The organism is Streptomyces violaceorubidus (assembly GCF_000717995.1).
Classification (GTDB): domain Bacteria; phylum Actinomycetota; class Actinomycetes; order Streptomycetales; family Streptomycetaceae; genus Streptomyces; species Streptomyces violaceorubidus.
This window is the reverse complement of sequence record NZ_JODM01000026.1, coordinates 59,876-86,435: the sequence shown is the minus strand read 5'-3', so window position 1 is coordinate 86,435 and position 26,560 is coordinate 59,876. Positions and strand designations below refer to the sequence as shown.

Sequence of the window (26,560 nt, the reverse complement as noted above, 5' to 3'; positions counted from 1 at the left end):
GTTTCACGTGAAACACAGGGAAACGCACCCCCGTGGCAGGAAGGCCTGTTTCACGTGAAACCCATCGATCCACGTCTTCTGCGGTACGCCCGCGCCACCCGGCTCTTCCTGGCAGCGGTCGTCGCCCTGGGCGCCGTCGGGGCCGGACTGCTCGTCGCGCAGGCGATGCTCATCGCCGAGGTGGTGGTCGGCGCCTTCCAGCACGGCACGACGGCCGCCGGACTCCGTACGCCGCTGCTGCTGCTGGTGGCCGTCGCCTGCGGCCGGGCGCTGGTCGGCTGGCTCACCGAACTGGCCGCGCACCGGGCCAGCGCGGCGGTGAAGTCGGAGCTGCGGGGCCGGCTGCTGGACCGGGCCACCGCGCTCGGCCCCGGCTGGCTGGGCGGACAGCGGACCGGTTCGCTGGTCGCCCTCGCCACCCGGGGCGTCGACGCCCTCGACGACTACTTCGCGCGCTATCTGCCGCAACTGGGCCTGGCGGTGGTCGTGCCGGTGGCGGTTCTGGCCCGCATCGTCACCGAGGACTGGGTCTCGGCGGCCATCATCGTCGGCACCCTCCCCCTCATCCCGGTCTTCATGATGCTGATCGGCTGGGCCACCCAGTCCCGGATGGACCGCCAGTGGCAACTGCTGTCCCGGCTGTCCGGACACTTCCTGGACGTGGTCGCCGGGCTGCCGACGCTGAAGGTCTTCGGCCGGGCCAAGGCGCAGGCGGAGTCGATCAAACGCATCACGGGCGAGTACCGCCAGGCGACCATGCGGACCCTGCGAATCGCCTTCCTGTCGTCCTTCGCGCTGGAACTGCTCGCCACGCTCTCCGTCGCGCTCGTCGCCGTCACCATCGGCATGCGCCTGGTCCACGGTGAGATGACCCTGTACGACGGTCTGGTCGTGCTGGTCCTCGCACCCGAGGCCTATCTGCCGTTGCGGCAGGTGGGAGCGCAGTACCACGCGGCCGCCGAGGGCCTCGCCGCCGCCGAGGACATCTTCTCGGTGCTGGAGCGTCCCCTGCCGGCGTCGGGGACCGGACCGGTCCCGGCGAACGGTGCCCTGGCCTTCGAGGACGTGACGGTCCGCTATCCCGGACGCGACACGGCGGCCGTCATGGACGTCGACCTCACCGTCGAGCCCGGGGAGACGGTCGCGCTCGTCGGTCCCAGCGGGGCGGGCAAGTCGACGCTCCTGCACACCCTGCTCGGCTTCGTCACCCCGACCGGGGGGCGGGTCCGGGTCGGGGGAGCCGACCTGTCCTCCCTCGATGTGGCGCAGTGGCACGCCCGCGTCGCGTGGGTGCCGCAGCACCCGCACCTGTACGCCGGCACCATCGCGGAGAACGTACGGCTGGCCCGGCCCGACGCCGACGACACCGCGGTCCGCGGGGCCCTGCGGGACGCGGGGGCCCTGGAGTTCGTGGACGCGCTGCCCGAGGGCACGTCGACCGTCCTCGGGGAGGACGGAACCGGCCTGTCCGCCGGGCAGCAGCAGCGGCTGGCGCTGGCCCGGGCGTTCCTCGCGGACCGGCCGGTGCTGCTGCTCGACGAGCCGACGGCCGCCCTGGACGGGGCCACCGAGGCCGCGGTCGTGGACGCCGTGCGCAGGCTGGCGAAGGGGCGGACGGTTCTGCTGGTGGTGCACCGCCCGGCGCTGCTGGAGGTGGCCGACCGGGTGGTGCGGCTGGAGGCGCCCGCAATGGTCGCCGTGCCCGGCGACGCCGATGGCGAGGCGCCGGCAACGGCCGCCGTGCCCGGCGACGCCGATGGCGAGGCGCCGGCAACGGCCGCCGTGCCCGGCGACGCCGATGGGCTACCGGCCGCCCCGGAGTCGAGCCCCGGCACGCCCGCTGCGAGCTCCTTCGACGAACCGGCCGCTGAGCCCGCCCGGCCCGCCGAGCCCGTTGCGGGCACGCGAAGGGGCGTGCTGTCCCGGGTCCGTGCCATGTCCGGCGCCCGGCGCGGCCGACTCGGCCTCGCGCTGCTGCTCAGCGGCCTGGCGCTGGGCAGTGCCGTGGGCCTGATGGCCACCTCCGGGTACCTCATCTCGCGGGCCTCCGAGCAGCCTCCGGTGCTGTACCTGATGGTGGCCGTGACGGCGACGCGCGCCTTCGGCATCGGGCGGGCCGTGTTCCGCTACGCGGAGCGGCTCGTGTCGCACGACGCCGTGCTGCGGATGCTGGCCGACACGCGGGTCGCCGTGTACCGGCGGCTGGAGCGGCTTGCCCCCGCGGGACTGCGCCACAGCCGCCGCGGCGACCTGCTGACCCGGCTCGTCGCCGACGTCGACGCCCTGCAGGACTACTGGCTGCGCTGGCTGCTGCCGGCCGGCAGCGCACTGGTCGTCTCCGCCGCCTCGGTCGGTTTCACGGCCTGGCTGCTGCCGGAGGCGGGCGCCGTGCTCGCGGTCGGCCTGCTCGCGGCCGGCGCCGGAGTTCCGCTGGTCACCGCGGCCGTGGCACGGCGGGCCGAGCGGCGGCTCGCCCCCGCCAGGGGCGTGCTCGCCACCCGTGTGACCGACCTGCTCACCGGCACCGCCGAGCTGACCGTCGCCGGGGCCCTGCCCGGTCGTGCCGCCGAGGCGCGGCGGGCCGACGGCATCCTCACCCGGATCGCCTCGCGGGCCGCCACCGCCACCGCGCTGGGCGACGGGCTCACCGCGCTCGTCTCCGGCCTGACCGTCGCGGGCGCCGCCCTCGTCGGGGTCCAGGCGGTGGCCGACGGCCGACTCGCCGGTGTGGCCGTGGCCGTCGTCGTCCTCACCCCGCTGGCCGCCTTCGAGGCCGTGCTCGGACTGCCGCTCGCCGTGCAGTACCGGCAGCGCGTGCGCAGGAGCGCCGAGCGCGTGTACGAGGTGCTCGACGCACCGGAGCCGGTGGGGGAGCCGGAGGTGCCCAGGCAGGCGCCCGCCTCGCCGTTTCCGCTGGTCCTCAAAGGGCTGGCCGCGCGTCACGCCGGGCAGGACAGGGACGCGCTGGCGGAGCTGGACCTGACGCTGGCGAAGGGGCGCCGCGTCGCCGTGGTCGGACCGTCCGGGTCCGGCAAGACGACCCTGGCCCAGGTGCTGCTGCGCTTCCTCGACCCGGACGCGGGCTCCTACACGCTGGCCGGCGTCGACGCCTACGCGCTGGCCGGGGACGACGTGCGGCGGCTCGTCGGGCTGTGCGCCCAGGACGCGCACCTCTTCGACAGCTCGGTCCGCGAGAACCTGCTCCTCGCCAGGAAGGATGCCACCGAGAGCGAACTGCGCGACGCGCTGGCGCGGGCCCGCCTGCTGGACTGGGCCGAGAGCCTGCCCGACGGTCTGGACACGCTGGTCGGTGAGCACGGGGCCCGGCTGTCCGGCGGTCAGCGCCAGCGGCTCGCCCTGGCCCGGGCGCTGCTCGCCGACTTCCCCGTCCTCGTGCTCGACGAGCCGGCCGAGCACCTCGACCTGCCGACCGCCGACGCGCTCACCGCCGATCTGCTGGCCGCCACCGAGGGCCGTACGACCCTGCTGATCACCCACCGGCTGGCGGGACTGCGAGCCGTGGACGAGGTGATCGTCCTGGACCGGGGCCGGGTCGTGCAGCGCGGCACGTACGCGGAGCTGGCCGCCGTGCCGGGGCCGCTGCGGGACATGGCCGGACGGGAGGCGGCGGCGGAACTGCTGGTGGGAGCACGGTGACCGGCCACGCCCGCCCCGCAGCTTCGCGAATGATTCCGTCAAACCGACTTTCCTGAATAAAAAGGTCTTATTAGGCTCGGGTCATGCCCCCAGCCCCGCCCCCCGGCTCCCCGCCACCCCAGGAGGGGGCCTCGGCCGAGCTGCTGGCCCGGGTGCCGGAACTGCTGGACGCGATGCGTTCCGTCGGCAGCGGCCTGGGACTGCACTCCACGCTGAACCGGATCTGCGAGACCGCCGCCGACCTGGCGCACGCCCGGTACGCGGCCATCGGCGTCGTCGACGAGGACGGCGAGGGCCTCGCCGACTTCGTGCACCACGGCGTCGACGAGGCGACCGCCCGGCGCGTCGGCCACCTCCCGGACGGCCACAAGGGTCTGCTCGGCGCGCTGATCCGCGACCCCGAGCCGGTCCGGCTGGGCGACCTGACCGAGGACCCGCGCTCGTGCGGCTTTCCCGCGCACCACCCGCCGATGCGCGGCTTCCTGGGCGTTCCCATCCGTGTGCAGGGCGAGATCTTCGGCAACCTCTACCTGACCGACAAGCACGCGGGTGAGCCCTTCACCGACTACGACCTCGCCATGGTCCGGGTGCTGGCCGCGGAGGCCGGTATCGCCATCGGCAACGCGCGCCTGTACGAGGCGGCCCAGCAGCGGGAGCGGTGGATCGACGGGTCGGTCGCCGTCACCACCGCGCTGCTGGCCGGCGGCGACACCGACGACGCCCTGCAGATCGTCGCCGAGCAGGCCCGCCGCCTCTCCGGGGCGGCCGCCGGGGTCGTGCTGCTGCCGGCCGACGGGGGCGGCCTGGAGATCGTGGCCGTCGACGCCCCGCGCCCGACGAACGCGCTCGGCGCGGTCATCCCGCCGGAGAACGGCATCGTGGCGGAACTGCTGGCCGGGCGGCCCGTGTTCGTGGACGACGCCGCCACCGACCCCCGCCTAGACGACGGGCCGGCGCGCTCCTACGGGCCGGTCATGCTGTTGCCGCTGTGCAGGGACGAGAAGGTCCTCGGGGGCCTCGTCATGCCCCGCGCCCGGGGGGACCGCCCGTTCAGCCGGACGGAGCGGGCGCTCGGCGACCGGTTCGCCTCGCAGGCGGCGCTCGCGCTCACGATGGCCGAGGCCCAGCGCGACCGGGAGCGGCTCGCCGTGTACGAGGACCGGGACCGGATCGCCCGGGACCTGCACGATCTCGTCATCCAGCGGCTCTTCGCGACGGGGATGATGCTGGAGAGCGCCCAGCGCGGGTCGGCCGTGCCCGAGGTGCGCGACGGGATCGGCGGGGCCGTCGACGAACTCGACGTCACGATCCAGGAGATCCGCTCGGCGATCTTCGCGCTCCAGCAGCCGGCCGAGGCGCCCACGGGGCTGCGCACCCGCGTCCTGCGCGAGATCACCATGGCCGCCGTCCCGCTGGGCTTCACGCCCTCGCACCGCTTCGTCGGACCGGTCGACACCGCCGTCGGCGACCTCACCGGCAAGAACCTCATCGCCGCGCTGCGCGAGACCCTGTCCAACGCCTTCCGGCACGCCCACGCCGCGCGGATCGAGGTGGTCGTGGACGCGACGGCGGTCCTGCCGGACGGGCGGCCGGGTGTCCGCCTGACCGTCGCGGACGACGGTGTCGGCGTTCCCGAGGGCGGCCGGCGCAGCGGCCTGCACAATCTGGAGCGGCGCGCCGAGACCGTGGGCGGGTCCAGTCGGCTGGGGCCGGGCATTGGTGCGGACGGCGGTGGCACGACGGTGCTGTGGGAAGCGCCGTACTGAGCGCGGCCGACGCCGGGTTGCCCCGTGTGCAGCAGCCGCACTGAGCCGTGTGCAGCAACGGGTCCCCCACTCGTACGACCTGGACGCGACCGCGGGACCCGCGCGGGTCCACGATCGCTGACATGCGCTCATCCCGCCGACGCCCGTGGCTCGTTCCGGTGTTGCTGTGCGGGCTGGCCGTGCTGGCGGCCCGCCCCACCGACGGCATGGACGGGGACGGCGGACCCGGCACCGGTCTCGGCCCGCAGGTGGCGCGACTGTACGAGGACGCGGCGAAGGCCACCCGCCGGTACGAGGACGGGCGGCGAGAGGTCGAGGCGCAACGGTCGAAGGCCCTGGAGTACGAGCGGCGACTCGACGGGCAACGGCGGAAGGTCGACGCCATGCGCGAGGACCTGGGACGCATCGCTCGTGCCCAGTACCGGGACGGCGGTGGGCTCCCGCTCACCGCGCGGATGCTCCTCGCCGACGACCCCGACGACCTGATGCGCGGTCAGCGGGCGGTCTCCCGCGCGAATCGCGCCGTGGACAGGGCCATCGGCGAGAACCTGCGGGCCCAGGCCCGGCTCGCCGCCGAGGAGGCCGAGGCGCGGGCGGCCTGGCAGGCGCTGGAGAAGCGCAACGCCGACCTGGTGAAGCTGAAGAAGGAGATCGAGGGCAGGCTACAGGCCGCGCGGTCACGGCTGGAGGGACAGGCGGACTCCTCCGTCGCGGCCGGCTCGTGCCCCGGCGCGGTCCGCCTCGCCCAGTCGGACCCGCCGGCCGGCCCGTCCTGGATGGCCCCGGTGGAGACCTACGAGCTGTCGGCGTCCTTCGGCAGCGGCGGATCGCGGTGGGCGAACCGGCACACCGGCCAGGACTTCGCGGTGCCGGTCGGGACACCGGTGCGCTCGGTCGGCACGGGCCGGGTTTTGAAGGTGTCCTGCGGCGGAGCCTTCGGCATCCAGGTCGTCGTCGAGCACCCGGGCGGCTACTACACGCAGTACGCCCACCTCGCCGCCGTCGCCGTCGACCAGGGCGACCGGGTCGGCGCCGGTCAGTGGATCGGCCAGTCCGGCAGCACCGGCAACTCCACCGGACCCCACCTGCACTTCGAGGTACGGGTCACCCCGGAGATGGGCTCGGCGCTGGACCCGGTGCCCTGGCTGTCGCAGCGCGGTGTGCCGTTGTGACGGCGGCACCGCAGTGCCGCGGCACCGCGGTACCGGGCGTCCCGCCGAGGACGTCAGGGCAGGTCCGCCAGCATCCGCTCGATCACGACCGCGACTCCGTCGTCGTTGTTGGCGACCGTCCGCCCCGAGGCGGCCGCGATCACGTCCGGGTGCGCGTTGCCCATCGCGTACGACTGTCCCGCCCAGGTGAGCATCTCGACGTCGTTCGGCATGTCGCCGAAGGCCACGACCTCCTCGTGCGAGATGCCGCGCTCGGCGCAGCACAGGGCGAGCGTGCTGGCCTTGGAGACGTCGGGACCGCTGATCTCCAGCAGGGCGCTGGGGCTGGACCGGGTGACGTTGGCGCGGTCGCCGATGGCGAGGCGGGCCAGCGTGAGGAAGCCGTCGGGGTCCAGCTCCGGATGGAAGGCGAGGATCTTGAGGACGGGCTCGGCGGCGGCGCGACCGCCCGGCGCCAGGATCTCCTCGGCGGGCAGAAGGCCGTCGGGGGCCTCCAGGTGCATTTTCGGGTACGCCGGCTCCTGGTGGAAGCCGTACGTCTGCTCGACCGCGAAGACCGTGCCGGGTGCCGCCTGACGCAGTAGCCGCACGGCGTCCAGCGCGTTCTCCCGCGGCAGCTCGCGGACCTTGACGAACGCGTGCCTGCTGGGACCGCCGTGCAGGTCGACCACGGCCGCGCCGTTGCCGCAGATCGCCAGGCCGTGACCGTGGACATGGGCGCTGACGACATCCATCCAGCGGGCGGGTCGGCCGGTGACGAAGAAGACCTCGATGCCCGCCCGCTCCGCGGCGGCCAGCGCGGTGACCGTGCGCGGGGAGACCGACTTGTCGTCGCGCAGCAGGGTGCCGTCGAGGTCGGTGGCGATGAGCCGCGGGCGAGTGGCGGCGGCCGGGGGCTCGGGCTGTCGGGTCGCTGAGGTCACCCGGTCATTGTCACGCATATGCGTGCACGCCCGTGCGCGGGTCCGCACATTTGTGAGCTACGGCTCTCATGTCCGCCACCCTGTCCCGCACGCTCATTCCTTCAGCTGCGCCGGTGCCTCCATCGCGATCCGCTCGAAGAGCTTGTCGTCCGCGGCGAAGTCCGAGTCGGGGATCGGCCAGTGGACGACGAGTTCGGTGAAGCCCAGATCCCGGTGGCGTCCGGCGAAGTCCACGAACGCGTCCACGGACTCCAGAGGGCGGCTGCGCTCCGGCGTGAAACCGGTGAGCAGGACCCGCTCCAGCTCGCCCACATCGCGGCCGATCGCGGCGCAGGCGTCGGCCAGCCGGTCGCCCTGCTGCCGCAGCGCCCGGTCGGACTGCTCGGGGGTGCCGTTCTCGAACAGCTTGGGGTCGCCGGTGGTCACCCACGCCTGACCGTGCCGGGCGGCGAGCGCCAGTCCCCGTGGTCCGGTCGCGGCCACCGCGAAGGGCAGCCGGGGCCGCTGCACGCAGCCCGGGATGTTGCGTGCCTCGTGCGCCGAGTAGAAGTCACCCTCGTACGACACGGCGTCCTCGGTCAGCAGCCGGTCGAGCAGCGGCAGGAACTCGCCGAACCGGTCCGCCCGCTCCCGCGGCGTCCACGGCTCCTGGCCCAGTGCCGTGGCGTCGAAGCCGGTGCCGCCCGCTCCTATGCCGAGCGTGATCCGACCGTCGGAGATGTCGTCGAGGGAGATCAGCTCCTTGGCGAGCGTCACGGGGTGCCGGAAGTTCGGCGAGGTGACCAGGGTGCCCAGCCGCAGCCGCTCAGTCACGGCCGCGGCGGCGGTGAGGGTCGGGACGGCACCGAACCAGGGGCCGTCCCGGAAGCTGCGCCAGGAGAGGTGGTCGTAGGTGTACGCGGTGTGGAAGCCGAGCTGCTCGGCCCGCGTCCAGGTCGAACGGCCGCCTTCGTGCCAGCGGCGGTACGGGAGGATCACGGTGCTCAGGCGCAGACTCATGCCTCCGAGCCTATGCGGCCTCCCACGGTTTCACGTGAAACAGCACCCGTCGTCACCGTACGCGGCTGTTCAGCCACGGTGTGAGGAGGAGCATCGACACGTGCTCCTTGTGAGCCCGGTCGCCCGGCAGCGGCACGATCAGGCGGTAGCCGGGCGGGAAGCGGCGTCCGTGGACGTGGGCGAGGCCACCGAAGACGGACCGCAGGAACGCGGGCACGTCGTCGCGTTCGACATCGGGAAACTCCACGTTCTCGACGGTGATCAAGGCGTCGCCCTCGTGGAAGAGCCGCACGCTCACCCGGGGAACGCCACCGAACTCGACGAACGCCTCGTGCGGGAGCGAGCCGTCGGCGTCGATGGTCACTCCCACACCCGCGGCCGTGTGGCGGGAGGTCTGGTCAGCGCCGATGTCGTCGGTGACCTCGATCTCCAGCGCGTACTCCTCGGCGACGGCGCGCAGGGCGGTGACGGCGGACTGGGTGGTGGGCAGGTGTTCCATGCCCTCGATCATGCGGGGTCAGTGCGGAGCGGGAAAGCGCAGATAGCGGGAGGGCACGTGCTGCGTCAGCCAGACCCCGTTCGCGCTGACGTGGAAGACGTGACCGTCGCGGTGCATGGCGGCGGCGTCCACCGCGAGTACGACCGGCTTGCCGCGGCGGGCTCCGACCCGGGTCGCGGTCTCCCGGTCAGGCGAGAGGTGCACGGCGTGCCGGTTCATGGGCCGCAGGCCCTCGGCGCGAATGGCCTCCAGGTGCCGGGCCACGGTCCCGTGGTAGAGGTACGGCGGCGGGGCCGCCACGGGCAGCTGGAGATCCACGTCGACGCTGTGGCCCTGGCTGGCCCGGATTCGGGTGCCCTCGACCGCGAAGCGCCGCTTGTCGTTGGTGTCGACCACGTGGTCGAGCTCTTCACGGGTGAGGCGGAAGCCGTGCGCGGCCGCCGCGGCGATCAGCGCGTCGATCTCGACCCAGCCGCCCTCGTCGAGGGTGAGCCCGATCCTCTCCGGCTGGTGGCGCAGGTGTTTTGACAGGTACTTGGACACCTTCACCGAGCGTTCCTGTTGCATGGCACCAGCCTGCACAGTGAGACGGGTCTCACGCGATCGATATTGGCGACGAGGTTTGATCCACAGTCAAGTCCAGTTATCCACAGGCTGGTTGGGTCTTTCTGTGGAAACTACATCGGCGGTCGCACCCGGGCGAGGCGTCGCAGTACCCGTGGCGCGAAGCGGGACAGCAGGTGAGCACCGCGCGCCTCCGGTGTCACCGGGACCAGGGGCCTGTTGTGCACCACCGCCTCCAGCACGGCGTCCGCCACCTTCTCCGGCGGGTAGTTGCGCACCCCGTACAACCGGGCGGTGCGCCGCTGCAGGCGCTTCTCCTCCTCGGCGTCCGCCCCCGCGAAGTGCGCGGTGGCCGTGATGTTGGTGTTGACCAGACCGGGGCAGATCGCCGTGACACCGATCCCCTGGTCGGCCAGCTCGGCCCGCAGGCACTCGCTCAGCATCAGCACGGCCGCCTTGGTGGTGCCGTAGGCGGGCAGTGCCCTGGACGGCTGGAAGGCCGCCGCTGAAGCGGTGTTGACGATGTGGCCGCCCTGCCCGCGCTCGGCCATCTGCCGTCCGAACAGACGGCAGCCGTGGATCACGCCCCAGAGGTTGACGTCGAGGACCTTCTTCCAGTCCTCCGGGGTGGTGTCGAAGAAGGAGCCCGACAGACCGATCCCGGCGTTGTTCACGAGCACGTCCACCACGCCGTACTCGGCGGCGACCCTGGCCGCCAGCTTCTCCATGGCCGGTCCGTCGGAGACGTCCACCGTTTCCGCCCAGGCGGCCCGCGCGCCGATCAGCCGGGACAGCTCCGCGGTCCGGGCGGCGGCCTCGGCGTCCCGGTCGACGGCCACCACGCGCGCGCCGGCCTCGGCGAAGGCGAACGCCGTCGCCCGTCCGATGCCGTTGCCCGCACCGGTGACCAGGACCAGCTGCCCAGCGAAGCGGTCCGCGTGCTTCCCCTTCGCGGCGGTCCCGGCCCGGCCGTCCTCGGTGGCGGTGACGAACTCCGCGATCCAGTCCGCCAGCCGGTCCGGCCGGGTGCGCGGCACCCAGTGCTTCGCGGGCAGCGTGCGCCGGGTGAGCCGCGGCGCCCACAGCTCCAGGTCGTCGTAGAGCCGCTCCGAGAGGAACGCGTCGCCGAGGGGCGTGATGAGCTGCACGGGCGCGTGCGCGTGGGCGTCCTCGCGCGGTCTGCGCAGCCGGGGCCGCACGTTGTCCCGGTACAGCCACGCCCCGTGTGCCGCGTCCGACGGAAGGGAAGCGGTCGGATAGTCGCCGCCGGGCACCTTCTCGACGCGCTCCAGGATGCCCGGCCAGCGCTTGCCGAGGGGGCCGCGCCAGGCCAGCTCGGGGAGCACGGGGGTGTGCAGCAGGTAGACGTACCAGGACTTGGCACCCTGGCCGAGGAGCTGGCCGACCCGGCGCGGGGTGGGACGCCTGAGGCGTTTGTTGATCCAGTGTCCGAAGTGGTCGAGGGAGGGCCCGGACATCGACGTGAACGAGGCGATGCGGCCCTCGGTGCGCCTGACCGTGACGAACTCCCAGGACTGCACCGAGCCCCAGTCGTGGCCCACCAGGTGCACGGGGCGGTCCGGGCTGATCGCGTCGGCCACGGCCAGGAAGTCGTCCGTCAGCTTCTCCAGCGTGAACCCGCCCCGCAGCGGGCTCGGTGCGCTGGACCGGCCGTGGCCGCGGACGTCGTAGAGGACCACGTGGAAGCGGCCGGCCAGGCGGGCGGCGACTTCGGACCAGACCTCCTTGCTGTCCGGGTAGCCGTGCACCAGGACGACCGTGGGCTGCCGCGGATCGCCCAGTTCGGCCACGCACAGCTCGACCCCGCCCGTGCGCACCCAGCGCTCCCGCGCACCGTCCAGCACCGTCATGTCTCCTCCGTCCAGCGCCGCGCTCCCCCGGGCTCGACGCCACGAGCGCGGGGGGACCCCCATGGCGGATCGTCGTCCGGCCCTGGTCCGGCCGGCGAAGCGGTACGGCGGCCTCGGCGGGGACCGGCCTTTGCCGTGGCCGGGCGGCGCGGGGGCCGCCTTCGTGCCACCCATGCCGTGCCACCGCCGTTCCGCCGTCCCGGCGCGGTCCACGCCGACCGGGCTACTCGTCCGTAATGTGACGCCGCCGAATCTCCCAGCTGTTAGACCAGTCGTCAATAGGGCGGTCGGCGCGCCTGTCGAGAGCCGCGCCGTGGCTCTCACGTACGGCATCCCCTACGGGGCCGTAATACTCGAGTCTGACGCCAAGACGGCTCTATGGACTGACGACCGCGGTGGCGGGCGTCACTACTGTCATTCACGTGACTGTGATCGCGACCGAAAGCCTGAGCAAGCGGTTCCCCCGGGTGACCGCGCTCGACCGGCTCTCCGTGGACGTCGGACCCGGTGTGACCGGACTCGTCGGTGCCAACGGCGCCGGCAAGTCCACCCTGATCAAGATCCTGCTGGGTCTGTCCCCCGCCACCGAGGGCCGGGCCGAAGTGCTCGGACTCGATGTCGCCACCAAGGGCGCCGACATCCGCGAGCGGGTCGGCTACATGCCGGAGCACGACTGCCTGCCACCCGACGTCTCGGCCACCGAGTTCGTCGTCCACATGGCACGCATGTCCGGCCTGCCGCCCACCGCCGCCCGGGAGCGCACGGCCGACACCCTGCGCCACGTCGGCCTGTACGAGGAGCGCTACCGCCCCATCGGCGGCTACTCGACGGGCATGAAGCAGCGCGTGAAGCTCGCGCAGGCCCTCGTCCACGACCCGCAGCTGGTCTTCCTCGACGAGCCGACCAACGGCCTGGACCCGGTCGGCCGCGACGAGATGCTCGGCCTCATCCGCCGTATCCACACCGACTTCGGCATCTCCGTCCTGGTCACCTCGCACCTGCTGGGCGAGCTGGAGCGCACCTGTGACCACGTCGTCGTCGTGGACGGGGGCAAGCTGCTGCGCTCCAGCTCCACCACGGACTTCACCCAGACCACCACGACCCTCGCGATAGAGGTCACCGACTCCGACGAACACCCCGACGGCACCCGCGCGGTGCGCGAGGCGCTCGAGGCGCGCGGGGCCACCGTCCAGGACGGCAGCGGCCTGCCCGGCGCCGGTCACGTCCTGCTGCTCAGTTCGGCGGGCGAGGAGACCTACGACCTGGTCCGGGACGTCATAGCGGACCTCGGCCTCGGCCTGGTCCGCATGGAGCAGCGCCGGCACCACATCTCGGAGGTCTTCACCGACAGCGACGCAGAACGGAAGGAGGCGGCCGGCCATGGCAGCTGAACGGTCCACAGCCACGGTCCCGGGCGACCAGACCCGCATCCACAACATCGGCTACCGCAGCTACGACGGCCCGCGCCTCGGCCGCGCCTACGCCCGCCGCTCGCTGTACTCGCAGTCCCTGCGCGGCGCCTACGGCCTCGGCCGCTCGGCCAAGTCCAAGGTGCTGCCGATGCTGCTTGCCGCAGTGATGTGTCTGGTCGCGGGCATCCTGGTCGCCGTCTCCGTCGTCACCAAGTCGAACGACCTGCCCCTGGACTACACGCGCTACGCGATCGTCCTGCAGGCCGTCATCAGCCTCTACGTGGCCTCCCAGGCCCCCCAGTCCGTCTCGCGCGATCTGCGTTTCCACACCGTGCCTCTCTACTTCTCCCGGCCGATCGAGACCTCCGACTACGTTCGCGCCAAGTACGCCTCACTGGCCTCGGCCCTGTTCATCCTCACCGCCCTGCCCCTGCTGGTGCTCTACGTGGGCGCACTGCTCGCCAAACTCGACTTCGCGGACCAGACCAAGGGGTTCGCGCAGGGACTCGTCTCCGTGGCCCTGCTCTCCCTGCTCTTCGCCGGCCTCGGCCTGGTCGTGGCCTCGGTCACCCCGCGCCGCGGGTTCGGCATCGCGGCGGTCATCGCCGTCCTCACCATCACCTACGGCGCGGTCTCCACGCTCCAGGCCATCGCGGACGTCCAGGGCAGCTCCGGAGCCGTCGTCTGGATAGGCCTGTTCTCGCCGATCACCCTCATCGACGGAGTGCAGTCCGCCTTCCTGGGCGCCACCTCGGCCTTCCCCGGCGGGGTCGGCCCGAGCACCGGTGAGGGCGCCGTCTACGTCCTCGTCACCCTCGGCCTGATCGCCGGCGCCTACGGCCTGCTGATGCGCCGCTACAAGAAGGTGGGACTGTGACCACGCTGAACATCGACCACGTCTCCCGCTGGTTCGGCAACGTGGTCGCCGTCAACGACATCACCATGACGATCGGCCCCGGCGTCACCGGCCTGCTCGGGCCGAACGGGGCGGGAAAGTCCACCCTCATCAACATGATGGGCGGCTTCCTCGCCCCCTCCACCGGCAGCGTCACCCTCGACGGCCAGCCGGTCTGGCGCAACGAGGACATCTACCGGCACATCGGCATCGTCCCCGAGCGGGAGGCGATGTACGACTTCCTCACCGGCCGCGAGTTCGTCCTCGCCAACGCCGAACTGCACGGCCTGGGTGCCAGGGCGGCCGACGAGGCCCTCGCCACGGTGGAGATGGCCTACGCCCAGGACCGCAAGATCGCCACGTACTCCAAGGGCATGCGCCAGCGCGTGAAGATGGCCTCAGCCCTCGTCCACCAGCCGTCGCTGCTCCTGCTCGACGAGCCGTTCAACGGCATGGACCCACGCCAGCGCATGCAGCTGATGGACCTGCTGCGGCGCATGGGCGACGAGGGCCGCACCGTGCTGTTCTCCTCCCACATCCTCGAAGAGGTCGAACAACTCGCCCGGCACATCGAGGTCATCGTGGCCGGACGCCACGCGGCCAGCGGCGACTTCCGCAGGATCCGCCGCCTGATGACCGACCGGCCCCACCGTTACCTGGTGCGTTCCAGCGACGACCGGGCACTCGCGGCGGCGTTGATCGCCGACCCGTCGACGTCCGGCATCGAGGTCGACCTCGCCGAGGGCGCCCTGCGCATCCAAGCCGTCGACTTCGGCCGGTTCACGGTCCTGCTGCCGAAGGTCGCCCGCGACCACGGCATCCGGCTGCTCACGGTCTCGCCGTCCGACGAGTCCCTCGAGTCCGTCTTCTCGTATCTCGTCGCGGCGTAGGAGGCCGAAGAATGTACGACCCCACAGTCGCCCGGCTCACCTACCGGGCCCTGCTCGGCCGCCGCCGGGCCCTCATCCTGGGCGCGCTGCCCCTGCTGCTGCTCGTCATCGCCGTCGCGGTGCGTGCGCTCGCCGGGGCCGACGACCAGACCGCCACGGACGTGCTGGGCGGCTTCGCCCTCGCCACCATGGTGCCGATCGTCGGCGTCATCGCCGGCACCGGCGCCATCGGCCCCGAGATCGACGACGGTTCGGTGGTGTACCTGCTGTCCAAGCCGATCAAGCGGCCGACGATCATCTTCACCAAGCTGATCGTCGCCATAGCCGTGACGATGGTCTTCTCCGCCGTGCCCACGCTGCTGGCCGGCCTGATACTCAACGGCAACGGCCAGCAGGTCGCCGTCGCCTTCACGCTCGCCGCGCTGGTCGCTTCCATCGCCTACGCCGCGCTGTTCCTGCTGCTGGGCACGGTGTCCCGGCACGCCGTGGTCTTCGGGCTCGTGTACGCCCTGGTCTGGGAGGCCCTGTTCGGCTCCCTGGTGCCGGGTGCCCGCACGCTGAGCGTCCAGCAGTGGTCGCTGGCGGTGGCCCAGAAGGTCGCCGACGGAAACCTGGTGACCTCCGACGTCGGCCTGCCCACCGCGACGGTGCTGCTCGCCGCCGTGACCGTGCTCGCCACCTGGTACGCCGGTCAGAAGCTGCGGTCGCTGACGCTCGCCGGAGAGGAGTGACCGGGGGCCGTCGGTAACGCGGGATACGTCCCCTTTAATCGGTGGCGTCCGGCTTCCCGTGACGGCACTGTGGGGGATGCACGAGGCCGGACGGCGACGGCGCGACGGGAGGCCGCTTCGAGCACGCGGGATGCCCCGTGTGGGCCGACCGCTGGGGACGCCGGCGCCGTCCGGACCGTGCTCCTGAGCCGAGCCACGCGGGAGCTACGTCGAAGGACTCCGGCCCGGCATCAGGCCGCCAGCCGCTCCAGCACCACCGCGATGCCGTCCTCGTCGTTGGAGGACGTCACCTCGTCGGCCACCGCCTTCAGCTCCTCGTGGGCGTTGGCCATCGCCACACCCCGGGCCGCCCAGCCGAACATCGGCACATCGTTGGGCATGTCACCGAAGGCGATCGTGTCGGCCGCCTTCAGACCGAGCCGACGGGCCGCCAGCGACAGGCCCGTGGCCTTGGACAGCCCCAGCGGCAGCAGTTCGACGATCCCCGCGCCGGCCATGACGACGGTGACGAAGCCGCCCGCGGCACGTCGGGCGGCCTCGGCCAGCTCGTCGTCGGACAGGGTCGGATGCTGGATGTAGATCTTGTTCAGCGGCGCCGACCACAGGTCCGAGGCGTCGGTGAAAGGCACCGCGGGGAGGTCGCCCCCGACCGCGTAGCCCGGGCCGACCATGACGTCCCCGTCCAGGCCGTCCCGGCTCGCCGCCAGGTACAGCGGGCCGGTCTCCGCCTCGATCTTGGCCAGCGCCACCCCGGCCAGCTGCCGGTCCAGGGTCACGGAGGTCAGCAGCCGGTGCTCCCCGGCGTGGTAGACCTGCGCGCCCTGACCGCAGACGGCCAGTCCCTCGTACCCGAGGTCGTCCAGGATGTGCCGGGTCCACGGCACCGCACGTCCGGTGACCACGATGTGGGCGGCGCCCGCGGCGGTGGCCGCGGCGAGCGCGTCACGGGTGCGCCGCGAGATCGTGTCGTCGCCGCGCAGCAGCGTGCCGTCGAGGTCGGTCGCGATCAGCCGGTAGGGGAAGCCCCCGGCGGATCCGGTGCCGGGGACCGCGGCGGTGCCGGTGTCAGTCACTTGGCCACCGGCTCCAGGACCTCCCGGCCGCCCAGGTACGGGCGCAGCACCTCGGGCACGCGGACCGAGCCGTCGGCCTGCTGGTGGTTCTCCAGGATCGCCACGATGGTGCGCGGCACGGCGCACAGCGTGCCGTTGAGCGTGGCCAACGGACGCACCTTCTTGCCCTCGCGGACCCGGATCGACAGCCGGCGGGACTGGAACTCGGTGCAGTCCGAGGTCGAGGTCAGCTCGCGGTACTTGCCCTGGGTCGGGATCCACGCCTCGCAGTCGTACTTGCGCGCCGCCGAGGCGCCCAGGTCGGCCGAGGCCACGTCGATCACCCGGAACGGCAGCTCCAGCGACGTCAGCCACTGCTTCTCCCACTCCAGCAGGCGCTGGTGCTCGGCCTGCGAGTCCTCGGGGAGGACGTAGGAGAACATCTCGACCTTGTCGAACTGGTGCACGCGGAAGATGCCCCGGGTGTCCTTGCCGTGCGAGCCCGCCTCGCGGCGGAAGCAGGGCGAGAAACCGGCGTAGCGCAGTGGCAGGCGCTCGGCGTCCAGGATCTCGTCCATGTGGTAGGCGGCGAGCGGCACCTCGGAGGTGCCGACGAGGTACAGGTCGTCCTTGTCGAGGTGGTAGACGTCCTGGGCGGCCTGGCCGAGGAAGCCGGTGCCGGCCATCGACTGCGGGCGCACCAGTGCCGGGGTCAGCATCGGCGTGAAGCCGGCCGCCGTGGCCTGCGCGATCGCCGCGTTGACCAGGGCGAGCTCCAGGAGGGCGCCCACGCCGGTCAGGAAGTAGAAGCGCGAGCCGGAGACCTTGGCGCCGCGCTCCACGTCGATGGCGCCGAGCAGCTGGCCCAGCTCCAGGTGGTCCCTGGGCTCGAAGCCCTCGGCGGCGAAGTCGCGGTGCGTGCCGTGCGTCTCCAGCGTGACGAAGTCCTCCTCGCCGCCGACGGGCACGTCGGGGTGGACGAGGTTGCCGAGCCGCTGGAGCAGCTCCTGGGTCTCGGCGTCGGCCGCGTCACGCTCGGTGTCGGCGGCCTTGACGTCGGTCTTCAGCTGCTCGGCCCGCTTGAGGAGCTCGGCCTTCTCGTCCCCGGCGGCCTTGCCGATCAGCTTGCCGAGACCCTTCTGCTCGGCACGCAGCTCGTCGAAACGGACGCCGGACGACCTGCGCCGTTCGTCGGCGGACAGGAGGGAGTCGACGAGCGCGACGTCCTCTCCACGGGCGCGCTGAGAGGCGCGCACACGGTCGGGGTCCTCACGGAGCAGGCGAAGGTCAATCACGCGGTCAAGGCTACCGGTGCGGGGTGTCGGCTCTCGACCCGCTCTTGCCGTAAGCGGCCCGCACGTCTCGTTCGAGGGTCAATGAAGCGTTGCGGCCTCCCCGGAAGGGGGCGCCGCAGGGGTGGCGGGTTGACCGGATCCCCTTGTGGAGAACGGGACTTGGCGCGCGACTGTCCACAGGAATCCACAGCCGGGAAAAGTTATCCACAGGGTGTGCGAAAGATCTGTGGATGCACGGAAGTGATCATTCCCAATTCCGGAAGGTGAGGCGTCCAAACCCTCCACGCCCCCACTTTCGAGTGGAAACGGGGCGCCCGGTGTCACTCCGGAGAATGGGGTGCAAGAAACAGGTGGACGAAGAGTGACCTGGACCTCTGTGGGTGAAGTAGGGCGCTGTAGGGGGATTTGTCGACGGAATGCCCCTTCGTTGTCGACTTGTCCCCAGGTCGAGAAGCGGACCTGTGGATAACTTCTGTGGACAACGAAAATCAGCAGATAGGCCCGGCGGTCAGAACCGGCCGTCCTGGCAGCGCGCCACCCAGTCCGCCGCCGCCACGAACGCCTCGTCCGAGGTACCCGGCCGCAGGGCGTCCACGTCGGCGGGCACGATCTCCGCGCGGGGGTACGACCCGAGATAGCGCACCTGGAGACAGGTCCGCTTCAGGCCCATCAACGCGTCGGCCACCCGGCGGTCGGAGATGTGCCCCTCGGCGTCGATGCAGAAGCAGTAGTTGCCGATACCGGCACCCGTGGGGCGGGACTGCAGCAGCATCAGGTTGACCCCGCGGGTGGCGAACTCGCCCAGCAGATCACGCAGCCCGCCGGGGTGGTCGTCGCGCTGCCACAGCACGACCGACGTCTTGTCCGCCCCGGTCGGTGCCGCGGGCCGGGCCGGTCGGCCCACCAGCACGAAGCGCGTCTGGGCGTTCGCCGCGTCGTGGATGTCGGCCTCCAGCACCTGGAGGCCGTAGCGCTCCGCGGCGAACTCGCCGGCGAAGGCGGCCTCGTACCGTCCCTCCCGCACGAGACGGGCGCCGTCCGCGTTGGAGGCGGCCGATTCCCAGGCGACGTCCGGGAGGTGCGCCTTGAGCCAGTTGCGGACCTGGGGCTGAGCGGCCGGGTGGGCGGTGACCGTCTTGATGTCCGCCAGGCCGGTGCCGGGGCGGGCCAGCAGCGCGAAGGTGATGGACAGCAGCACCTCGCGGTAGATCATCAGCGGCTGACCGGCGACCAGCTCGTCGAGGGTGGTGGTGATGCCGCCCTCGACGGAGTTCTCGATCGGCACGAACGCGGCCTCGGCCTCGCCGGTGCGCACCGCGTCGAGCGCGGACTGCACGGAGACGTACGGGACCAGCTCCCGGGTCGCCGTCTCCGGGAGGGTGCGCAGGGCGACTTCGGTGAAGGTGCCTTCAGGGCCGAGATACGCGTAACTGGCTGGCATGTACTCACCCTAAGGGCCCGGGGACGCGCGGCCCACGCGTCGCGTCCAAGCCCCTCACAGGTGTGCGATGTCGCCGGTTTCACCCCTCCAGCAGCCGCTGCCCCACGTACTCTCCCTCGGCCGCGCCGCCCGGGACCGCGAACAGGCCGCTCGCCTCGTGCCGGATGAACCGGGACAGCGCGTCGCCCCGGTCGAGCTTGCGCTGCACGGGCACGAAGCCGCGCAGCGGATCGGCCTGCCAGCAGATGAAGAGCAGCCCGGCATCCGGGACCCCGTCGGCGTCGAAACCGTCGTGGTACGAGAAGGGCCGACGGACCATGGCCGCGCCGCCGTTCTGGTCGGGCCGGGTGATGCGGGCGTGGGCGTTGATCGGGACGACGAGTTTTCCGGAGCCGTCGGTCTTCTCCAGGTCCATCTCCGTCGTCTCGGTGGCGTCGCTCCCTCCGGACAGCGGTGCCCCGTCGGACTTGCGGCGCCCGATGACGTCCTCCTGGGCCTTGAGGGACAGGCCCTCCCAGTCGTCGAGCAGCATGCGGATGCGGCGTACGACGACGTAGGAGCCGTTCGCCATCCAGGCCGGAGCGCCCTTCCCGGACTCGGGTTCCTCCGGCACGAAGATCCGCTCGGCGAAGTCGGCCTCGGCGGGCTTCGGATTGCGGGTGCCGTCGACCTGGCCCATGAGGTTGCGCGTGGTCATGGGGTGGGCGGTGGCGCCGGGCGAACGGTTGAAGCCGTTCATCTGCCAGCGGATACGGGCGGCCGTCCCGGCGTCCCGCTGGATCGCGCGCAGGGCGTGGAAGGCCACCAGGGCGTCGTCGGCGCCGATCTGCACCCACAGGTCGCCGTTGCTGCGGTTCTTGTCGAGGTGGTCGGAGGAGAAGTCGGGGAGCGGATCGAGGGCGACCGGGCGCTGGGCGTCGAGGCCGGTCCGGGCGAAGAAACTGTGCCCGAATCCGAAGGTGACGGTCAGCGAGGAGGGCCCCGCGTCCCGGGCCACACCCGTGTCACCGGTTCCGGCCGGCTCGCCCGCCATCAGCCGCCGGGCCGTGTCGGACCAGCGCCGCAGCAGCGCGGCGGCCTCCCTGCGGCCGGCACCGGCCGCGAGGTCGAACGCGACGAGGTGGCCGCGGGCCTGCAAGGGGGTGGTGATGCCGGGCTGATGTTTCCCGTGAAACATCGCCCGCTCGCTGCCGAGCGAGGTGAGGGGAGTGGCGGCGGAGGAGGGCGCGGCGGCGTAGCCCGCGGCGGCGCCCGCCGCACCGAGGACGAGCCCCGTGGCACCGGCGGTGCCGAGCAGGCGCCGTCGGGAGATGCCCTCGACGGCGGTGGTGCTCTCGGTGTTCTCCGAGCCGAGTGGCCCGGTTGGCCCGGTTGGCCCGGTGGTGCCACCGGGCTCCCCGCGGGTCGCCCCGTGGTTGCGGGCCTCCGGGATGGACTGGTCAGCCATGGTGCGGTTCAGCCGATCTGCGCGTTCTTGGAGAGGGTGACCTGGTCGATGTCGGAGGTGCGCACGGTGACGGCGACTTCCCAGTCGCCGGCCATCGGTATCTGCACTCCGCTCGCCGACCAGTGGCCGGTGGTGATGTGGTCGGGGGCGACGGGCAGGGGGCCGATGTCCTTCGCCTTGAGGGTGAGGGCCACCTTCACCTCGGGGATGTCGAAGGCGGTCCCGTCCGGGCGCTCGACGTAGAGGTGCAGGTCGTTGGCGCCGACCCGGGCGGGGTCGAGTTCGACCCGCAGGACGCCCTTGCCGTTCTGGCTGCCGGTGTCGAAGGGCATGTCCAGCGTCACCGCGCCGGTGGAGGGCGCGGAGCCCACGGAGGAGGACGTGCCGGCGGCCTTGGCCTCCTCCTCGGTGCGACCCGGCTCGGTCTGCGTCAGCACGGTGGTCACCACGAGCAGCACGACGGCGACACCCGCCTCCGCGAGCACGGAGCGGCGCAGTCCGAAGCGGTTCGGGTCGGCGTCCCGCTGCCGCTTCTGCCGGGCGGCGTCCACGGCCGCGCGCTGCCGGGCGAGCTGGGCGGCTCGCTGGGAGCCCCCGGAGCCCTTCGCCGGGCCGGACGCCTGCCCCGGGGAGGCCGTCTTCGAGGCCGTCGTGGAGCCCGTCTTCGAGCCCGTCTTCGAGGCCGCCTTCGACGCCGCCGTGGAGCCCGTCTTCACGGCGGTCTTCCCGGACGCCATTTTGGACGCCTTCCCGGACGCCTTCGCCGCGCCCCGCGCGACCCCGGCGGCAGCGGGCACCGCCTCCGCCAGCTGTGCCGTCCACCGGCGCGAGAAGAAGGCGACGCCGACGAGCACCGCCACGAGCCCGATCTTCACCAGGAGCAGCTGTCCGTACCGGGTGTCGGTGAAGGCCGTCCAGGAGCCGAGCTGACGCCAGGACTGGTAGGTGCCGGTCACCACCAGCGCGAGCACGCTGCCGAAGGCGATGCGCGAGAACCGGCGCACGGCGAGGGCGGGGACCGGTGTGTCCGACGGGCCGCGGTACAGCGCGACGAGCAGCGCGGTCAGCCCGCCGAACCAGGTGGCGACGGCGAGCAGGTGGACGACGTCGACCGGCATGGCGAGGCCCGCCTGGAGGCCGACGGAGGCGTGCTCGGACATCGCCCAGGTCGCCGCGAGGCCCGCCGCCACGACGCTCCCGCCGACCGCGAGCCCGAAGGTGAGGTCCCGCCTCTCCTCGTCCTCCCGCTTGTCGTACGCGCCGAAGAGCACGGCGATGAACAGTGCCGCGGCAGCGAGCAACAGCAGGCGGGAGATTAGTGCGGCGCCGGACTTGGTCTGGAGCACTTCGCCGAGCAGGCCCAGGTCGAAGACGTCGGCGACCTTCCCGGAACCGGTGTAGGAGCCGCGCAGCAGGAGGAGCAGGAGCGTGGCGGCGGTCAGCGCGAGCCAGCCGGAGACGACGACCCGCTGCACGACGCGCACCCCGGAGCCGCGCGGCCAGCAGGCGAGTACGAAGGCGGCGCCGCCCACCAGGACGGCGAAGGCGGCGTACGACACGTACCGTCCGACGCCGTACAGGGCGCCGACGAATCCGCCGCCCGCCCCCTGACCGGTGACGGTGACCGTGGTCTCGGAGGGGGCTCCGACGGAGAAGGTGTAGGCACCGGCGACCGGGTGGCTGTCGGCGGAGACGACCTGGTAGGTCACCGTGTAGGTGCCGTCGGGCAGCCCGGCGTGCAGTTTCACGGAGTACGTCGTGCCGCCCGTGCCGGACGGCTTGCCGTCGTCGACGCGTTTGCCCTTGGGGTCGAGGACGCGCAGCGAGTCGTCGTCCATGGAAACCGACTCGGAGAAGGTGAGCGACACCTGGGCCGGAGCCCTGTCGACCACCGCCCCCTCCCGGGGATCGCTGCCGGTGAGCGCGGCGTGCGCGGCGGCCGGCCCGGCGGCGGCCAGCAGCGCGCATGCCGCGGCCAGGAGCAGCAGCACCAGGGTGCGCACGCGCGGGGCGATGGTCTGCGTCAAGGTGGTCCCTCCCTCAGTGTCCGGAGTCTTCGGAGTGCCCGGAGTGTCCGGTGGTGGGCTGGTAGGTGGCCGCCTTCACGGGCAGCTTGACCGTGACGGGGGCGGAGTGGGCGAAGTGCAGTGCGACGGTGACGGACTGTCCCTGCTTCGGCTGCTGCTTCAGCTTCTCGAACATCAGGTGGTTCCCGCCGCTCTTGAACACCAGTTGACCGTGGGCGGGGACCTCCAGGCGGTCGACCTCCTTCATGGTCCCGCCGGCGGTCTCGTGCACGGTGATCTCGCCGGCCTCACTGGTGACGGAGGTCAGCTCGTCCGCGGTGTCGCCCTCGTTGGTGATCGTGAGGAAGCCGGCCGCCATCGAGTCGGAGACGGGCTGCGGTATGTAGGCGGCGTCGACCGAGAGTTCGGCGCCGGAGGCCGCGGAGTCCGAGCCGCCGCAGCCCGCGAGGGCCAGGGCGCCGATCACCGCGACGGCGGCGAGGGCGGAACGCCTCACCGGCCCTCCCGCGAACCGCCTCACCGGCCCTCCCGCGGACCGCTTCACCGGCCCTCCCGCGAACCGCCTCACCGGCCCTCCCGCGAACCGCCTCACCGGCCCTCCCGCGAACCGCCTCACCGGCCCTCCCGCGAACCGCCTCACGGGTTCTCCCCCTTGATGAGCTTGGGGAGGTCCTTGGTGTAGTCGTCGACCGTGGCGTCCTCGCCGTAGAGGACGTAGCCCGCGTCGGACTTCGGGGAGAAGGCGACGACCTGGGTGCCGTGGGTCGAGACGATCTTGCCGTCCTTGTCCTTGGTCGGCGGGTCGATGGAGATGCCGAGGGTGCGGGCGCCGGCCTGGATGGTGTCGAACTCGCCGGTCAGGCCGACGATCTGCGGGTCGATGCCCTTGAGCCACTTGCCGAGCGCGGCCGGGGTGTCGCGCTCCGGGTCGGTGCTGACGAACACGACGCGGAGCTTGTCCTGTTCGGCCTGGGAGAGCTGCTTCTTGGCCACGGCGACGTTGTTCATGGTCAGCGGGCAGACGTCGGGGCAGTGGGTGTAGCCGAAGTAGATCAGCGTGGGCTTGCCGGCGGTCTGCTCGCGGAGGTCGTACTTCTTGCCCCGGGTGTCGGTGAGGACCAGGTCGGGCTTCTCGAACGGCTTGTCCAGGACGGTGGCAGCCTGCTGGCTGTTGTCCTCGGAGACCACGGTCACGGGCTTGTCGCTGTCACCGTCGCTGCCGCAGGCGGACAGCGTCAGGGAGGCGGCGGCGAGCAGGGCGGCCAGGGCGAACGTCTTCTTGTGCATAGAAAAATGTCCCAGATGTGAGGTGCTCCGGTGCGCGCCGGGGTCCGTCGGGGAAACCGACGGACGGTGTCCGGCGCGCACCGGACGAGATGATGCGTCGGCGAGGTGCTGCCGACGCACCGGCGCGGCGTCGTTACGCCGACGCGCCGGAACCGCGCCGACGACCGGCCAGCACGCCGTACCCGACGCCCGCCGCGCCGACGACGATGCCGACGATGCCGAGGACCCGGGCGGTGGTGTCGCTGCCGTCACCGGAGCCGGAGTCCGACGCGGAGGTTTCGGCGGCGGTGTTCTGCGCCGCCGCCCCGGTGTCGTCGGCCTTGGCGTCCGAGGAGCCCGCCGCGCCGTGGGCGTCGTCCTCCGCGGCGGTCAGCGCGAGCACGGGCGCCGGGGTGTCGGGCTCTTCCTGGCCCTCCTGCGGCACCTCGATCCAGCGCACGACCTCCTTGTTGGAGTACGTCTGGATCGCCTTGAACACCAGCTGGTCGGCGTCCTCGGGCAGCGCGCCGATGGAGACCGGGAACTTCTGGAAGTAGCCGGGCTCGACGCCCTTGCCGTCGGCGGTCCAGGTCACCTTGGTGACGACCTCGGTGATCTGCTTGCCGTGCGCCTCCAGCGGCTTGGCCGGCTTGGCCTTGGTGACGTCGACCTTCCAGCCCGGCACCGGCTGCGGCATGACGGACGACAGCGGGTGGTCGGTCGGGAAGCTGACCTCCAGCTTGGTGGTGGAGGCGTTGTCGCGCTCGTTGGGGACCTTGAAGTCGACGACCGCGTAGCCGCCCTTGGCGGCCGGGCCCTCCGGCTGCACGCTGACGTGGGCGAAGGCGGGGGCGGACAGGGCGAGCACGGCGATGCCGGAGACGGCGCCGGCGGCGGCGATACGGGAAGCCTTCATGGACGGAGTACTCCGCTTCGTGTGGACACCGGTGCTGGGCAGCCGGTGCCGAGGACGGGAGGGATGCGCGCACGCGCGCGTGCCGCACGACGGCGGCCCCTCCCTCAGCGGGACGGCGGTCGCGTCGTGTCAGGCGGTGAGGGCGAACGCGTCACTCGGCGGGCCGCGCCTGATGACCGTGTGCTGGAGCGCGGTGGTACGGGGCCGGGGCGGCACCCACAGCGTCGGGTGCGGCGGACGCGGACCCGTACCGGGGGCGCCGGCCAGCCCGGCGTGCAGGGCGCGCACGAGGAACAGCGCCGCGCGCAGGGCGCGTACGAACGCCGCCTCGGCCATGGACTGGGCCGAGTGCGCCGACAGTTCGACGAGCCGGGCCAGGGCCAGGTCCCCGCGCCGCAGCAGCCAGCCGGTGGCCAGGGCCGCGAGGACGTGACCGAGCAGCATCGGCAGAGACGGCAGCAGCGAGGCGGAGGTACCGGCGGCGGACAGGGCGTCCGCGGAATGGTGCGCCGCGCCGGTCGGGACGCCGGGCGCGATCCGGGCGTCGGTGAGGATCCGCTCGGCCTGGGTCGGGCTGATCGCCGCCGCGGTGGTCCCGCAGACCAGCCGTGCGGCCTGCTGGACAAGGGAAGCGTCGGACAGCGCACCCGCCCCGCCGCCGGACGCGACGGCCGTACCGGGCGCCGTGGCCGCGGCGGTGCCGTGCTGGCCCAGCCCGAACAGGGCGTGCAGCGCGGTCTGTCCGAAGGTGAGCAGCAGCGCGATGGCGGGCAGCGAGCGCCGGCGACCGGCGAGCGGCACGGCGACCAGGACCGCCCCGAGGAATCCCGCGCCCAGCGACCAGAGCGGAACGGTGGCACAGGAGGCCAGGGCGTGCCCCGCCGCGGCCAGCACGACGCAGACCGCGGCGAACACCGCGGCCCGCAGGATCCGGAGGTCGTTCCCGGAGCGCGCCGTTGGCGGGTGGGGGGCAGTCATGGCGGCCTCATCATCGCACCCGCGGCCCGCCCGCCGTACGGCAGGTCCACAAGATGCCGTACAACCGGAAGGCGAGGAACAGGGTGGAAGGTCACCCTCTGGTACGAGTCGTCCCGCATACACCGGTCGACGAGGGCGACGCATCCGCCAGATGAGCGGTGTCACGGGCGCGACGCGCTTACGTCCGGGTGTGAGGGGCAATACGTATCGGTATGTCGAGCCGCGGCCGGGAGGCTGGAGCATGAGCATCTGGTGGTCACTCCATTTGCGGCGCGAGGCTGCGAGCGTGCCCCTGGCCCGCCGTCTGCTGATCGGCACCATGGAGACCGCGGGCGTCGACCCCGACATCTCCTTCGACCTCTCCGTCGCGCTCAGCGAGGCCTGCGCCAACGCCGTCGAGCACGGCGGGGACGACGGGTCCGGCCGCCCCGGTGAGGCGTACCGCGTCACGGCCTATCTGGACGGCGAGCGCTGCCGTATCGAGGTGGCCGACACCGGTCCCGGATTTCCCGCCGCCGCTCCGGGCGGGCCGCAGGGGGCAGTCCGCCCGGCGTCCCCGGAGGCGGAGAGCGGTCGCGGCCTGTGTCTCATCCGGGAGCTCGCCGACCACGTCCACATCGGCAGTGCGCCGGGGCGGGCCGGTGCCGTCGTGAGCTTCGACAAGGTCCTCAAGTGGCGCGAGAACGCCCCGCTGGTGGCGGTGTGACGGCAGGGCCCGAACAGGCCGACGGCCGGGCACCCGCGCGGGTGCCCGGCCGT

At 72.5% G+C, this 26,560-nt stretch carries 22 protein-coding genes; 8 read left to right on the top strand and 14 right to left on the bottom strand.

What is annotated here, in order from left to right; translation table 11 throughout:
* The first annotated feature begins 54 nt into the window (after positions 1–54).
* From cydD to IE94_RS0126455, 3 genes are all read left to right on the top strand, one after another.
* Positions 55–3,657: a thiol reductant ABC exporter subunit CydD gene (cydD, locus tag IE94_RS0126465; protein ID WP_030188999.1), complete on the top strand. Its 3,603-nt coding sequence runs from the start codon at positions 55–57 to the stop codon at positions 3,655–3,657.
* A gap of 83 nt (positions 3,658–3,740) precedes the next feature.
* Complete coding sequence (locus IE94_RS0126460; protein ID WP_030188998.1) at positions 3,741–5,423, top strand: sensor histidine kinase; 1,683 nt, start codon at positions 3,741–3,743, stop codon at positions 5,421–5,423.
* A 122-nt stretch (positions 5,424–5,545) separates the two neighbouring features.
* On the top strand, positions 5,546–6,595 hold the full coding sequence (locus tag IE94_RS0126455) for a M23 family metallopeptidase (protein WP_030188997.1): 1,050 nt from the start codon (positions 5,546–5,548) through the stop codon (positions 6,593–6,595).
* Positions 6,596–6,648: 53 nt separating this feature from the next.
* Here the strand turns inward: IE94_RS0126455 and IE94_RS0126450 are convergent, their stop codons facing one another.
* The 5 genes from IE94_RS0126450 to IE94_RS0126430 form a co-directional block, all read right to left on the bottom strand.
* Entirely contained in the window at positions 6,649–7,536 is an 888-nt protein-coding gene (locus tag IE94_RS0126450; protein ID WP_030188996.1) for a Cof-type HAD-IIB family hydrolase, read from the bottom strand.
* A 75-nt stretch (positions 7,537–7,611) separates the two neighbouring features.
* The gene (locus tag IE94_RS0126445; RefSeq protein ID WP_030188995.1) at positions 7,612–8,517 is read right to left on the bottom strand and encodes an LLM class flavin-dependent oxidoreductase; all 906 of its coding nucleotides are present in this window, start codon (positions 8,515–8,517) and stop codon (positions 7,612–7,614) included.
* 52 nt (positions 8,518–8,569) lie between these two features.
* The gene (locus IE94_RS0126440) at positions 8,570–9,028 is read right to left on the bottom strand and encodes a hypothetical protein (RefSeq protein ID WP_030188994.1); all 459 of its coding nucleotides are present in this window, start codon (positions 9,026–9,028) and stop codon (positions 8,570–8,572) included.
* A gap of 6 nt (positions 9,029–9,034) precedes the next feature.
* Positions 9,035–9,583, bottom strand: a complete 549-nt coding sequence (locus IE94_RS0126435; RefSeq protein WP_030188986.1) for an RNA 2'-phosphotransferase — start codon at positions 9,581–9,583, stop codon at positions 9,035–9,037.
* A gap of 110 nt (positions 9,584–9,693) precedes the next feature.
* On the bottom strand, positions 9,694–11,451 hold the full coding sequence (locus tag IE94_RS0126430) for an SDR family oxidoreductase (RefSeq protein WP_030188984.1): 1,758 nt from the start codon (positions 11,449–11,451) through the stop codon (positions 9,694–9,696).
* Positions 11,452–11,879: 428 nt separating this feature from the next.
* Between IE94_RS0126430 and IE94_RS0126425 the strand changes: the two genes are divergently transcribed.
* From IE94_RS0126425 to IE94_RS0126410, 4 genes are read left to right on the top strand one after another with little or no spacing between them, the layout of a single operon-like run.
* Positions 11,880–12,842, top strand: a complete 963-nt coding sequence (locus tag IE94_RS0126425; protein ID WP_030188982.1) for an ABC transporter ATP-binding protein — start codon at positions 11,880–11,882, stop codon at positions 12,840–12,842.
* The gene (locus IE94_RS0126420) at positions 12,832–13,740 is read left to right on the top strand and encodes an ABC transporter permease (RefSeq protein WP_030188980.1); all 909 of its coding nucleotides are present in this window, start codon (positions 12,832–12,834) and stop codon (positions 13,738–13,740) included. The genes IE94_RS0126425 and IE94_RS0126420 overlap by 11 nt, the downstream gene beginning before the upstream one ends.
* On the top strand, positions 13,737–14,648 hold the full coding sequence (locus tag IE94_RS0126415; protein WP_030188978.1) for an ABC transporter ATP-binding protein: 912 nt from the start codon (positions 13,737–13,739) through the stop codon (positions 14,646–14,648). The genes IE94_RS0126420 and IE94_RS0126415 overlap by 4 nt, the downstream gene beginning before the upstream one ends.
* Positions 14,649–14,659: 11 nt before the next feature.
* Entirely contained in the window at positions 14,660–15,379 is a 720-nt protein-coding gene (locus IE94_RS0126410; protein WP_030188974.1) for an ABC transporter permease, read from the top strand.
* A 230-nt stretch (positions 15,380–15,609) separates the two neighbouring features.
* Here IE94_RS0126410 and IE94_RS0126405 read toward each other — a convergent pair whose 3' ends face one another.
* The 9 genes from IE94_RS0126405 to IE94_RS0126365 form a co-directional block, all read right to left on the bottom strand.
* Positions 15,610–16,452 carry an HAD family hydrolase gene (locus tag IE94_RS0126405; RefSeq protein WP_030188972.1) on the bottom strand — a complete coding sequence of 281 codons (843 nt, stop codon included), beginning with the start codon at positions 16,450–16,452 and terminating at the stop codon, positions 15,610–15,612.
* A complete protein-coding gene (serS, locus tag IE94_RS0126400; protein WP_037923600.1) occupies positions 16,449–17,726 on the bottom strand; it encodes a serine--tRNA ligase in 1,278 nt (425 codons plus the stop codon). Before serS ends, IE94_RS0126405 begins: the two co-directional genes overlap by 4 nt.
* A gap of 508 nt (positions 17,727–18,234) precedes the next feature.
* Positions 18,235–19,167 (bottom strand): prephenate dehydratase, encoded by a 933-nt coding sequence (gene pheA, locus IE94_RS0126395; RefSeq protein ID WP_030188968.1) that lies wholly within the window; start codon positions 19,165–19,167, stop codon positions 18,235–18,237.
* 79 nt (positions 19,168–19,246) lie between these two features.
* Positions 19,247–20,614, bottom strand: a complete 1,368-nt coding sequence (gene efeB / locus IE94_RS0126390) for an iron uptake transporter deferrochelatase/peroxidase subunit (protein WP_030188965.1) — start codon at positions 20,612–20,614, stop codon at positions 19,247–19,249.
* An 8-nt stretch (positions 20,615–20,622) separates the two neighbouring features.
* Positions 20,623–22,641: a copper resistance CopC/CopD family protein gene (locus IE94_RS0126385; RefSeq protein ID WP_030188963.1), complete on the bottom strand. Its 2,019-nt coding sequence runs from the start codon at positions 22,639–22,641 to the stop codon at positions 20,623–20,625.
* A gap of 13 nt (positions 22,642–22,654) precedes the next feature.
* Positions 22,655–23,137, bottom strand: coding sequence for a copper chaperone PCu(A)C (locus IE94_RS0126380; RefSeq protein WP_245235320.1), 483 nt, complete (start codon positions 23,135–23,137; stop codon positions 22,655–22,657).
* A 140-nt stretch (positions 23,138–23,277) separates the two neighbouring features.
* Positions 23,278–23,928: an SCO family protein gene (locus IE94_RS0126375; protein WP_030188958.1), complete on the bottom strand. Its 651-nt coding sequence runs from the start codon at positions 23,926–23,928 to the stop codon at positions 23,278–23,280.
* Positions 23,929–24,061: 133 nt separating this feature from the next.
* Positions 24,062–24,823 carry a YcnI family copper-binding membrane protein gene (locus tag IE94_RS0126370; RefSeq protein ID WP_030188956.1) on the bottom strand — a complete coding sequence of 254 codons (762 nt, stop codon included), beginning with the start codon at positions 24,821–24,823 and terminating at the stop codon, positions 24,062–24,064.
* 129 nt (positions 24,824–24,952) lie between these two features.
* The gene (locus IE94_RS0126365; RefSeq protein ID WP_030188954.1) at positions 24,953–25,801 is read right to left on the bottom strand and encodes a hypothetical protein; all 849 of its coding nucleotides are present in this window, start codon (positions 25,799–25,801) and stop codon (positions 24,953–24,955) included.
* 241 nt (positions 25,802–26,042) lie between these two features.
* On the opposite strand from IE94_RS0126365, the gene IE94_RS0126360 reads away from it, so the two are divergent.
* Positions 26,043–26,507 carry an ATP-binding protein gene (locus IE94_RS0126360; RefSeq protein WP_030188951.1) on the top strand — a complete coding sequence of 155 codons (465 nt, stop codon included), beginning with the start codon at positions 26,043–26,045 and terminating at the stop codon, positions 26,505–26,507.
* The last annotated feature ends 53 nt before the right edge of the window (positions 26,508–26,560 follow it).

Bases quoted from the DNA above. Each gene is read 5' to 3' on its own strand.
- IE94_RS0126370 (WP_030188956.1), bottom strand. From the start codon at position 24,823: ATGAAGGCTTCCCGTATCGCCGCCGCCGGCGCCGTCTCCGGCATCGCC.
- IE94_RS0126365 (WP_030188954.1), bottom strand. From the start codon at position 25,801: ATGACTGCCCCCCACCCGCCAACGGCGCGCTCCGGGAACGACCTCCGG.
- IE94_RS0126460 (WP_030188998.1), top strand. From the start codon at position 3,741: ATGCCCCCAGCCCCGCCCCCCGGCTCCCCGCCACCCCAGGAGGGGGCC.
- IE94_RS0126445 (WP_030188995.1), bottom strand. From the start codon at position 8,517: ATGAGTCTGCGCCTGAGCACCGTGATCCTCCCGTACCGCCGCTGGCAC.
- efeB (WP_030188965.1), bottom strand. From the start codon at position 20,614: ATGGCTGACCAGTCCATCCCGGAGGCCCGCAACCACGGGGCGACCCGC.
- IE94_RS0126435 (WP_030188986.1), bottom strand. From the start codon at position 9,583: ATGCAACAGGAACGCTCGGTGAAGGTGTCCAAGTACCTGTCAAAACAC.
- pheA (WP_030188968.1), bottom strand. From the start codon at position 19,167: ATGCCAGCCAGTTACGCGTATCTCGGCCCTGAAGGCACCTTCACCGAA.
- IE94_RS0126455 (WP_030188997.1), top strand. From the start codon at position 5,546: ATGCGCTCATCCCGCCGACGCCCGTGGCTCGTTCCGGTGTTGCTGTGC.
- IE94_RS0126410 (WP_030188974.1), top strand. From the start codon at position 14,660: ATGTACGACCCCACAGTCGCCCGGCTCACCTACCGGGCCCTGCTCGGC.
- IE94_RS0126360 (WP_030188951.1), top strand. From the start codon at position 26,043: ATGAGCATCTGGTGGTCACTCCATTTGCGGCGCGAGGCTGCGAGCGTG.
- IE94_RS0126430 (WP_030188984.1), bottom strand. From the start codon at position 11,451: ATGACGGTGCTGGACGGTGCGCGGGAGCGCTGGGTGCGCACGGGCGGG.
- IE94_RS0126440 (WP_030188994.1), bottom strand. From the start codon at position 9,028: ATGATCGAGGGCATGGAACACCTGCCCACCACCCAGTCCGCCGTCACC.
- IE94_RS0126450 (WP_030188996.1), bottom strand. From the start codon at position 7,536: ATGCGTGACAATGACCGGGTGACCTCAGCGACCCGACAGCCCGAGCCC.
- IE94_RS0126375 (WP_030188958.1), bottom strand. From the start codon at position 23,928: ATGCACAAGAAGACGTTCGCCCTGGCCGCCCTGCTCGCCGCCGCCTCC.
- IE94_RS0126420 (WP_030188980.1), top strand. From the start codon at position 12,832: ATGGCAGCTGAACGGTCCACAGCCACGGTCCCGGGCGACCAGACCCGC.